Source organism: Terriglobales bacterium (assembly GCA_035624455.1).
Lineage (GTDB): Bacteria > Acidobacteriota > Terriglobia > Terriglobales > Acidobacteriaceae > DASPRM01.
Window position 1 is genome coordinate 1 of the sequence record DASPRM010000046.1, and the last position, 10,139, is coordinate 10,139.

A 10,139-nucleotide genomic window follows, 5' to 3' on the forward strand; every position below is an offset into this window, starting at 1 on the left:
TTGGCGCTGGAGCAGCTATCGTGGGTATGCTTTCGGGGAACCGGGATTAGTGGCGCTGAACACTTGGCCCAAGATTGCGTTGGCGGTGCGGAGATGATTGCCGCCCACCCTTCGCTGCGCTCAGGATGGGGCACCCACAGTTTTGGTGGCGCAAGCAATGGGTGGGCCACCCCGCCATTGAAAATAGATTCTTCGTGTCAAGCCGTTAGGCTTAGAAATGGGAGAGAGGCGGCGAGCGCTCGCTTACCAAACGTGCGGCAGCAGTCTGTACCGAACTCTTTGCGTATACGCCTCGTAGCCGTCCAGTTCGCGTCGGAGGAAGCGTTCCTCGAACAAAATGCGCACAACGAGTATCGTACTCGGAATCACAGACGCCAACGCCGCAGCGTACGATTCCAGCCACAGCGGGGTGCCGATCATTAGGACGATGCCGCCGGCGTACATCGGATGTCGCACGACCGCGTAGACTCCCGTATCGACCACCGTCTGCATTCGTTCCGCCTGATGGCGCACGACGACTGCGGCGAATGCATTGTCCATAAACGCCCGGTACTGTATCCACGAACCCGCCCCCACTAGAACAAGTCCCAAAGACGAAATGAGTATTCCCGGCTTGCTCAGCAGATGAAGATGAAACACGTCGGCAGCCGTGAAAGCGAGCAAACCAAACCACGTTGCGAGAAACGAGAGCAGCAAAATTCTGTCCGCAAGCGGCTGCCCTTTCTGAATCGCGGGCTTGAAACGTTCTTCCAGTAAGCCGCTGCGTGTTTTCCGGAGCCCGATGATCATCCCCAAAATGCCGAACAAGACCGAGCCGACAATCACCCAGCCGCGCCACCACCGCCAGGTACCTGCCGGCCCAAAAAGCAGAAACGCAAACGCTACAGTACTGCCGATGATGCGGGCGATCACCCTGAAGCGGAACAGATGCTTCACCTCCGCGCCTGCCTGTGCATTCGTTGTAATTTTATGACCCTTACTCTCCACGGTCGCGGCTTGGATACTTCCTGCCAAGCCGGACTCCAAACACAGGGATCGTGAGGATGTTAACAGTCTCCCAATCCCTTCGCCTCATGCGAATCGGGAAAATCGGGTTGTTCAAGAGCGCGACAGCGGACATCAGAAATGCCCACATGCCGAAGCCATTCCCGCGAATACAGTACAGAACTGATTCGATAACCGTGTCGGCTCCCAGCCGCCGAGTACACTTGGTGCGCTCAACGAACCAAGGCTCGGAGGAAAGGAGCCGAGCACATGAAGATTGTAGGGTGTGATTTACATACGCGCTACCAGCTCTAGCCTGCCTTGCGGATTTCCACGTTGCCGTACTGGTTGGTGATCTGCAGCGTTGGGCCGCCGGAGCCTACGGAGCCGCTGGCACGGCTGCTTCCGTTCGAACTGTCCACCTTCAAGCCGAAATCGTTGTTGATGTCACCGCTGCGGGTGCTAGCCTCGAGTTGGAAGGAGGCTTGCGCCGGCAGTTCCAGCCGCACATCGCCCTTACTGTTGCTGATCTCGACTCTGCCCAGGGGCTTGTTGATGTGGACTTCGACCGTGCCGTTGCTGTTTTCCAGCCGAATGTCGCCATTGACCTCATCCAGGTGAATGTCTTTGGAGCGGGTCGCGAGACGCAGCGGTCCAAAGAGTGACTTGGCACGGAGATCTCCGGACTCCATGGTGAGTTCGCCATCCAGCTTGCCGAACTCCATGTCGGTGCGGGAGGAGCGGAAGGTCACACCCTTGCCGATCTTGGAGAGATTCATTTCGCCAAAGAAGTCGCCGCTCAGATTCAGATTGCCGGAGACATTGGAGATGGTGCTGTCGTCGACCCGACCCGCAACCGAGACATCGCCAATGATGTCCTTGACGTGAAGTGAGCCGCGGTGCGAGTCGAGGTTGACGTTTCCGGTGACCGATTCAACTGTCATGTCACCGTGCAAAGAGGATGTTTTTATGTCGCCGATGCGATCGCGCACGGTAATGTCGCCATGCTTGGTAGAGACCTCCACTCCAGCCTTCTTGGGGAGATAGATTTGCAGGTCGCTTTCCACTCCGCCTCTACCGGCACCCGCGGTATTGGCATTCACAGTGACGTTGTTGCCCTCCAGCGTGATGAGCGGCTGAGTTGACTCGTCCATCTTCTGGGCTTCGTTCTGATCCTTGGCGTGGACCTTCTTCTGCACGTCGATCTTGATTTCATCGCCGTCCCAGGTGTTGACTGTCACGTCGCCACGGTCGGAGACCACGCGTAGTGAGGCGCCGCGAGGGATACTCTGCTGAACCGTGTGGGTGAAGCTGTAGGCGTTGCCGAATACTCCTCCCATGAAGTCGCCGGGATCGACGCCGGTCTCGTCGCTCACCGCCGGCCAATTGACCTTGTAAGCGGCGGTGGCAGCCAGTCCGAAGCAGACGAGCAGAATCACCAGCAGAATGCCACCGGCACTCATGCCAGCAGCCGACTCATCGCGGCGGGAGGTATAGTACTCGAGCAGCTTGATAGCGCCCGCCACAATGAGCAGAACCGGCCAGTAACGGGCGAACAGAGCGCCCAGAGAATGCCAGCCGATCACGTGCAGGTTCCCCAGCAGGAACAACATCCCGAGGACGATGAGGATGAAGGGCCCGCTCAGCGAGCGGCGCCGCGGATAATATGCGTCAGACATTCTGCACCTGCCCGGGATTTCCTCCCTGCGCCGGCGGTGGGCTGGGCGGGAGCGGCTGTGGCGGAACATACGGCTCGACGTGCCCATCCATGGGGGCGTTGCTCTGGAACACCCTGACCAAACCAATCACGATGAGAATCACAGGCCAGGTGTACCCGAAACTGATGTGGCTGTATTGGTCGAGGAGCATCAGCACACCAATAGTCACCAGCATGGCCGGAGCCATGAGGTGGCAAGAGCGGCAGCGAAGACAGCCGCAAGCGCGATTTCTTCTGTAGGTCTGCATATACCCTCCTATCTCCCTGCCGGGGGCAGAGCAAACCGGCGGATGAACAGCCATACGCCGAGCGCGATCAATATCACTGGCCAGAAGCGGCCGAAATCCCAGCGCCAATATCCCAACGTGTTGATCAGGAAGAGCACTCCTATAGCGATCAGGATGAAAGCGCCTACCGGACCGGGGTTTTCGCGGCGTCGCACGGAATCACCCATGTGCTGGTCAATACGTTCGTGCAGTGCCCGATCGAAGCGCGGCCACTCTCCCGTGGGAGGCGGTACTGCGCCCGACCCAGGTGAGCCTGCGGCGGCATTCCCTGGAACAAATCCTGGCATCGTCGGCTGTGGCTGCGGGGGAAGCGGTGGAACTCCCGCGGTAGAAACCGGCGGAGGTGGAGTTGGCGGATGACCGGTAAACATGCGCTCCAGACCGAATGGATCGGGCAGGGGCAATCCCAACTCGCGTGCGCGCGCTGTCTTGTAGGCGTCAAACACCATGTAGAAAACGAAGAACGGTATCAGCAGTCCGCCGAAGACGCCGCCGCCATGATCAGCCATCCAGATCAGAGTGCAAAAGATCAGGACGTGGACCAGTGCTTTCATGAATTGGCCGTTGTACATCGCGCCCACGCCGGGAATGAATCCGAGTACTGCGGCAAGGCCGGGGCTGGGGACGCCGCGTGTCGGTGGCGGATAAGGAGCGCCCACAGGCGCGCCTTCCACCGGAACTGAAGGAGGAACGGCGTCGCCCAGACGGTGAGCGATGCAGTCCTCGCAGTAGATGACACCTTTCACCGTGTGCTTACAAGCGTCACACAATGGTTTGCCGCAGGTGCGGCAGTAAGCTGATGCTGCAGTCTCGGGATGGACTGTGCAGTTCATGAGTTTCTCCTGACTTCGATCGCGGGATGATCGCTGGGGCCTCGTCCTAGGTAGTTCGCCATCACCGGCTGGGATTCTTCCCAGCTGTAATTCCGGTAGCGGTTCTGGTCAGGTGTTCCCGATTTATGTTCATCCTTGCGATCCGGTTCCTTCGCCGGAGTCTGCTCCGACGGCTCCGTGGCGCGCTTCAACTCGCGCACCCGGGTTTCGATCTCGTACACGAAACGAATATTTTCGTAGTATTTCACCAACCTTCCCGTAGTTTCGTAGTAGCCACGGACCATGGCACTGGGCCTGAGGTCCACATGGCGGAGGTCGCTGGCTTTGACTCCCGCCAGGTTCAGAATTAAGGAGATAGAGAAAAATGCCATGGCAAACGACATGGCAAAGCGAGGCTGCATCAGCGTGGCCCTTACTGGCCGCAGCCAGGGTGCAGCTATCTCGCGCAGACGATCGCGCCAACCTCTGGCGGCCGCGGTTGCTTCAGCCGTAGCGATGTGATGCTGGCCAGTGGTGGCCTCGACGATGCGCTGCACCAGGCCCGAGGGAGGATCAACCGCGGGCAGGGCTTTCAGCAAACTGAGGCCGGTCATGGCTTCATTGAACATCGTGGCGCAATTGGAGCAGTGAGCGCGATGAGCGTCGAAGCGCATGAGCGCGGTGCCAGAAAGCACCCCGTCGAGCGCGTCCGACATCAGAGCCTCGAACTCCTGGCACTCAATCCCGTTCTGGTCGATTTCCGGCATCACATTACCTGCCTATAAGTACGTGAAAGGAGGCGAGCTAGTTCCATTCTTCCGCGATTGATTCGGGACTTGACCGTGCCTTCGGGGATGTGGAGGGCCTGCGCGATCTCCTTATAGTCCATGTCCTGTAAGTCCCTTAGAATCACTGCCTCGCGAAGTTCTGGAGACAGCTTCTGGATGGCTCTCTGGACCATCTCCTGGGTTTCCCGCCGCTGCAAACGCTGATCAGGGGAGAGTCCCGGGTCGGCAAGCCGGTCCCCCAGAGTGGGCGCATCCTCGGCCTCAGCAGGAACAGAGTCAATGGAATCGGTGACCCGATCCTGCTTGCTGCGGCGGAAGTGATCCACCAGCAGGTTGCGCGTGATGGTGGTGGCCCACGTCATGAACGACCCGCGCTCGACCTCGTAGGTGTCCAGGGTGCGGTAAACTTTGATGAAAACTTCCTGCGTCAGGTCTTCAGCGTCGTGAGCGGAGCCAGTAAAGCGATAGCAGATGTTGAAGATACGGCGATGGTATTGACTGACGATTTCGTTCCAGGCGCCGCTGTCGCCGGCCACACAGCGGCGAATGAGAGATGCTACGACCTGGGCGTCGTCCAACCGAAGCTCCCGTGGTCCTTCCCCGTACTCTTGCTGTAAGGCTACCGTCGCCAAGTACTTAGGTACGAGCGGGTGGAGACAAAAGTTCGGGGACAGTCATTGATGGAGAAGGGATTGTATCAGCGGGAAGTAGGGATTGTCGGTAGCTGCCGAAGGGTCGGAAGGAGCTGCCTCCACCCTACGAGTAACTTTCTTCTCAACTACTCCGAGGTGAAGTAATCCACCGTAACGGGACTTTCAAACAGCGAGTAGTCGCGGGTCACGACCGTGATCCCCGAGTCAGTTACGAAATAGCGCTGGCGGTCGGCTTCGGTGTCGTAGCCGATGACCGTGCCTTCGGGAACATGCACATCGCGATCAAGAATGGCGCGGCGGACGCGGCAATGACGTCCGATATTCACGTGGCTGAATACAATGCTCGAATCCACTTCGGCATAAGAGTTCACGCGAACATCGGGCGAGAGCACACTGCTGCGCACGGTACTGCCGGAAACGATGCATCCGGCGGAGACAATCGAATCCAGCGCCGTGCCAGTGCGTCCGGCTTCAGAAAACACAAACTTCGCCGGCGGATACTGGCGCTGGTGCGTGCGCAGCGGCCAGTCGTTGTCATATAGGTTGAACACAGGTGAAACCGACACCAGGTCCAGGTTGGCCTCGTAGTAGGCGTCGAGGGTGCCGACGTCCCGCCAGTACAGGGCTTCCTTCTTGTTCTCGTCGATGAAGTTGAAGGAGAAGACGCGGTAGTCGTCCACCATCTTGGGCAGGATGTCATGGCCGAAATCGTGGCTGGAGTTGGGGTCTTCGGCGTCTTTCAGAAGCACCGGGATAAGCACATCCGTGTTGAAGATGTAGATGCCCATGGAACCGGAGACCATGCGCGGGTTGTAAGGCGAGCGGATGTCAGTATGCTTGGGCTTCTCCTGAAAGCCGACGATGCGCCCGTCGCGGTCAATTTCCACCACCCCGAAGCGGTAGGTTTCACTTGGGTCGATCAGAATGGTGGCCAGGGTGACGTCGGCACTGGCGTCCTGATGCTGCTTGAGCATCAGGCTGTAGTTCATCTTGTAGATGTGATCGCCGGAGAGGATGAGCACGTGGGTAGGCTGCTCGGAACCGATGGAGTAGATGTTCTGATAAACCGCGTCGGCTGTTCCCAGGTACCAGTTTTCGCTGACCCGCTTCATGGGGGGAAGAATTTCCACGAACTCGCCCAGTTCGCGGGCGACGATGTTCCAGCCCTCACGGATGTGTCGGTTGAGAGATAGTGCCTTGTACTGGGTGAGTATGTAGACTCGACGCAGGTCCGAGTTGATGCAGTTGGAGAGGGTCATATCGATGATGCGATAGATCCCTCCGAATGTAACTGCCGGCTTGGCGCGGTCGCGAGTCAGGGGATAGAGACGCTCGCCTGCTCCCCCAGCCAGCAAGACTCCCAGTGTATCTCTCATATGGTTCCGAGGCGGTTGACAGGTCCACGGTTCGCGGCCCGGCCGGTCCTGCCGCTCCTAAAGAGAAGCAAGATACTAGCACAGCATCCGCTGAGCCGGCGCAAGGCGCTGCACAGGTTCAATTCATGGCGATGGTAGACAACTGCAGATCCCGGGCCGGCCAAGGTCCTCCTCGTGATGACAATTCGGTCAGCAATGCAACCGGAAAACTCGAAGGCTGGGACGCAAAAAAAAGGCGGCGAACCTTTCAGGTCGCCGCTCTCTGTGCTGCGCGCATCGAAGTGGCGCGCAAGCTTTTAGCCCATACTGCTAGTCGATGTTGCCACAGGAGCAAGATCCCTTGCCGCTGCCCAGGAAGAGCACGAAGGAGCAGGCTGTTCCCAGGAACGACAATTCATCCTGCTGCAGAGTTGCAGGCTCAAATTCTGATTCGGTGGTGACCAGATTAGGACCACCCGGAGCCTGCAAATGGGTCGCAAAGGCACGCAAGTCGGGAGTGGGGACCGGGCTAGTGGGATCGCAGTTGGCTTGGTTATCCGAGACTAGCTTAATCACACCTTCCTTGGGTGCCGGAAAGCCGGTCAGCGGGTTGCCGTTGAGATCGTGATTGATGGACAAAATGAGCAGGCCGTTGGCGGTAATCGGGCACGAGCAGCATTCGCTCATTTCCTGGTTCGAATCGAATACGTACAAGTCGGCGCAGACCGTACCGTGTTTGGCGCTCAGCGGCGTGCCCTGTTCTCCTGGGTTGATGACTCGCACCGTCTGGTCGTAAATGTTGACCGCCAGGAGTGCGGGTGTTGGAGAGTAGCGATTGGAGAAGTAGTTTACCCAGTAAACATCAGTCAGCTGAGCTGACGTCACCGACGACAGGCCGAGGATTACCATCGCCATGGCCGCTAGCAAAATGGCCTTACGCATTGTGAGAATCCTCCTTGACGTGTCCGGCCATGCAAAACCGGAAACGAAATTTGGCCAAGAGCATAGGCCCGGAGTCAGCCTTTGGTAATACCCCGAAGGAGCTAACCGTTAGGGTTAGCGAAAGGGCTTACGTCAATTTTGGGCCGGTAAGAAGATACTCGCTTCAGTCCATGCGGTCTCACGTCGTACTTGTCCCGGGTGGGGTGCTTAGCCGGCTGCTAGAATTTCCAAGATGGCGGAGCTCTCCACGCAACGCAAATACCGAGCCGTAGGCCGTGTGGTGGGAAGACGCGCGCAGCAAAACCGCTGGCTGCGGGCTGGCTACGAGGGCGGCAGCGCTTTTTTTCGTTCGCTTGGCCGCGTGCTGGGAGTTCTCTGGCACCAGCTGACGGGTGTATTCTTCTTCATGTTCGCGCTGATCGGAGCCATTGCCTGCTATCGCGAATACCGGGTCTATGCGGAGGGGAAGATCGGACCGGGTAAGGTGGCGTTGGTAGGCGTGTTCGCTCTGGTATTCGGCTATTTTGCCATCAGCGCATTTGCGCGGGCCGGGCGGAGATCATCTACGAGGTCGAACCGTGACGGAACGAGTAAAGACTGATCCCGCACTCGACGTCAAAGCCAAGCAACCGACTAAACCAGCAGAGCTTCCCGAAGTCAAAACCACATCCCAGATCGAAGTCAAACCCCTGTACACGCCCGTCGATCTGGCAGGTTGGGACTATAACCGTGAGCTGGGATATCCCGGCCAGTATCCCTTCACCCGTGGCCCGCAGCCCACGATGTATCGCGGACGCCTGTGGACGATGCGGCAGTATGCCGGCATGGGCGACGCCGAGGAATCCAACACACGCTACAAGTACCTTCTGGCAGCAGGCACTACGGGGCTCTCGATCGCTTTCGATCTGCCCACACAGATCGGGCTGGACTCCGACAGTCCGCTGGCAGCGGGTGAGGTAGGCAAAGTCGGCGTTGCCATCGATTCCATCGCAGATATGGAGCGCCTGTTTGATGGCATCAAGCTGGAGAAGATTTCCACCTCGATGACCATTAACGCCACGGCAGCGATCCTGCTCGCTCTCTACATTGCGGTGGCGCGGCGGCAGGGGAGCGACGTGCGCAAGCTCTCGGGCACGGTGCAGAACGACATTCTGAAGGAATACATTGCCCGCGGAACTTATATCTATCCTCCGAAGCAGGCGATGCGCATCGTTACCGATATCTTCGCCTATTGCAATACTCAGGTTCCGGAGTGGAATACGATTTCGATCTCCGGATATCACATGCGCGAGGCCGGCTGCACTGCGGTGCAGGAGGTTGCGTTCACGCTGGCAGATGGGATGACTTACGTGCAGGCGGCGATTGATGCGGGTTTGGACGTGGACACATTCGCTCCGCGGCTTTCGTTCTTTTTCGCTTCCTTCAGCAATTTCCTGGAGGAGGTAGCGAAGTTTCGGGCGGCACGCCGGATGTGGGCACGAATTATGCGAGAGCATTTCGGCGCCAGAAATCCCAAATCGGGGATGCTTCGGTTCCACACCCAGACCGCCGGTTCCTCTCTGACCGCGCAGCAGCCGGAGAACAACATCGTGCGCACCGCGCTCCAGGCGTTGTCTGCGGTGCTGGGCGGGACGCAGTCATTGCACACTAATTCGTTTGACGAAGCTCTGGCGCTGCCTACGGAGCAAGCCGCCAGGATCGCGCTGCGCACCCAGCAGATCATTGCTTATGAATCGGGGGTCACGCAGACCATCGATCCTCTGGCTGGTTCGTACTATGTCGAGTCGCTCACCAACGAGATCGAAAAGCGAGCCGACGAATACTTGAAGAAAATCGATGCTTTGGGCGGGATGTTGAAAGCCATCGAACGCGGCTTCGTGCAGCAGGAAATTCAAAACGCATCTTATGACTACCAGCAATCGGTGGAACACCTGGAGCAGGTGGTGGTGGGGGTAAATCGCTTTCGCCTGGAGGAAGAAATACCCGTGCCGATCCTGCGCATCGATGAATCGCTGGAGCGAAGCCAGGTGGAACGAGTCCGCGCCCTGCGAGCCAGGCGCGATGTGGGTCCGTGGAAACAATCACTCACTGCCGTTGAGGAAGCGGCACGCAGCGGCGAAAATCTCCTGCCGCACATCCTTCGTGCCGTGGAGAACTACGCAACGGTAGGAGAGATCTCCGACACGCTGCGCAAGGTGTTCGGGGAATATAAAGAAGCGGTGGTGATCTAGGCGGAATTGCGATGCTGTTGAGGGTGCCCGTTCAACCCGCTCTATCTCCACCAGCCTCGCTCTGTCGACCTCCAGTAGAGAAGGGTTGGGAGGGTAGTTCGATTTCCAATTCACCAATTACTGTTTTTGGTTCTTCCCAATCACGTAGCGCATAATTGGCCTCGTCTCTGACCGTCGCGCCACCTCCCTGAATCCTGCCTTACGAAAAGCCGAAGCCAGGCCGTGATAGACAAACGCATCTGCGACCGGTTTCTGCCTGGGATCAACCGGGTAGCCCTCGACGATGTGCGCGCCTTGCTTGCGGGCATACTCAACGGCAGCTCTGAGTAACTCCACTGTCAGACCTTGCCGGCGGAACTTCCTGGCAACG

At 58.3% G+C, this 10,139-nt stretch carries 11 protein-coding genes; 2 read left to right on the forward strand and 9 right to left on the reverse strand.

The window, feature by feature from the left end:
• Positions 1 to 243: 243 nt before the first annotated feature.
• The 8 genes from VEG30_05300 to VEG30_05335 form a co-directional block, all read right to left on the reverse strand.
• Positions 244 to 1,014: an isoprenylcysteine carboxylmethyltransferase family protein gene (locus tag VEG30_05300; protein HXZ79325.1), complete on the reverse strand. Its 771-nt coding sequence runs from the start codon at positions 1,012 to 1,014 to the stop codon at positions 244 to 246.
• 281 nt (positions 1,015 to 1,295) lie between these two features.
• Positions 1,296 to 2,663 (reverse strand): DUF4097 family beta strand repeat-containing protein, encoded by a 1,368-nt coding sequence (locus VEG30_05305; GenBank protein ID HXZ79326.1) that lies wholly within the window; start codon positions 2,661 to 2,663, stop codon positions 1,296 to 1,298.
• Positions 2,656 to 2,877 (reverse strand): DUF5668 domain-containing protein, encoded by a 222-nt coding sequence (locus tag VEG30_05310; GenBank protein ID HXZ79327.1) that lies wholly within the window; start codon positions 2,875 to 2,877, stop codon positions 2,656 to 2,658. Before VEG30_05310 ends, VEG30_05305 begins: the two co-directional genes overlap by 8 nt.
• 80 nt (positions 2,878 to 2,957) lie before the next feature.
• The gene (locus VEG30_05315; GenBank protein ID HXZ79328.1) at positions 2,958 to 3,821 is read right to left on the reverse strand and encodes a B-box zinc finger protein; all 864 of its coding nucleotides are present in this window, start codon (positions 3,819 to 3,821) and stop codon (positions 2,958 to 2,960) included.
• Positions 3,818 to 4,567 carry a zf-HC2 domain-containing protein gene (locus VEG30_05320; GenBank protein HXZ79329.1) on the reverse strand — a complete coding sequence of 250 codons (750 nt, stop codon included), beginning with the start codon at positions 4,565 to 4,567 and terminating at the stop codon, positions 3,818 to 3,820. The genes VEG30_05315 and VEG30_05320 overlap by 4 nt, the downstream gene beginning before the upstream one ends.
• Complete coding sequence (locus VEG30_05325; GenBank protein ID HXZ79330.1) at positions 4,567 to 5,166, reverse strand: sigma-70 family RNA polymerase sigma factor; 600 nt, start codon at positions 5,164 to 5,166, stop codon at positions 4,567 to 4,569. The genes VEG30_05320 and VEG30_05325 overlap by 1 nt, the downstream gene beginning before the upstream one ends.
• Before the next feature lie 200 nt (positions 5,167 to 5,366).
• Positions 5,367 to 6,617, reverse strand: coding sequence for a glucose-1-phosphate adenylyltransferase (glgC, locus tag VEG30_05330; protein HXZ79331.1), 1,251 nt, complete (start codon positions 6,615 to 6,617; stop codon positions 5,367 to 5,369).
• A 309-nt stretch (positions 6,618 to 6,926) separates the two neighbouring features.
• Positions 6,927 to 7,538 carry a hypothetical protein gene (locus VEG30_05335; protein ID HXZ79332.1) on the reverse strand — a complete coding sequence of 204 codons (612 nt, stop codon included), beginning with the start codon at positions 7,536 to 7,538 and terminating at the stop codon, positions 6,927 to 6,929.
• 232 nt (positions 7,539 to 7,770) lie between these two features.
• On the opposite strand from VEG30_05335, the gene VEG30_05340 reads away from it, so the two are divergent.
• Both VEG30_05340 and VEG30_05345 read left to right on the forward strand, forming a co-directional pair.
• On the forward strand, positions 7,771 to 8,139 hold the full coding sequence (locus VEG30_05340) for a hypothetical protein (GenBank protein ID HXZ79333.1): 369 nt from the start codon (positions 7,771 to 7,773) through the stop codon (positions 8,137 to 8,139).
• Positions 8,117 to 9,769, forward strand: coding sequence for a methylmalonyl-CoA mutase family protein (locus tag VEG30_05345; GenBank protein HXZ79334.1), 1,653 nt, complete (start codon positions 8,117 to 8,119; stop codon positions 9,767 to 9,769). The genes VEG30_05340 and VEG30_05345 overlap by 23 nt, the downstream gene beginning before the upstream one ends.
• Before the next feature lie 117 nt (positions 9,770 to 9,886).
• Here the strand turns inward: VEG30_05345 and VEG30_05350 are convergent.
• Positions 9,887 to 10,139 (reverse strand): GNAT family N-acetyltransferase (locus VEG30_05350; GenBank protein ID HXZ79335.1); only part of this gene is annotated, 253 nt, incomplete at its 5' end.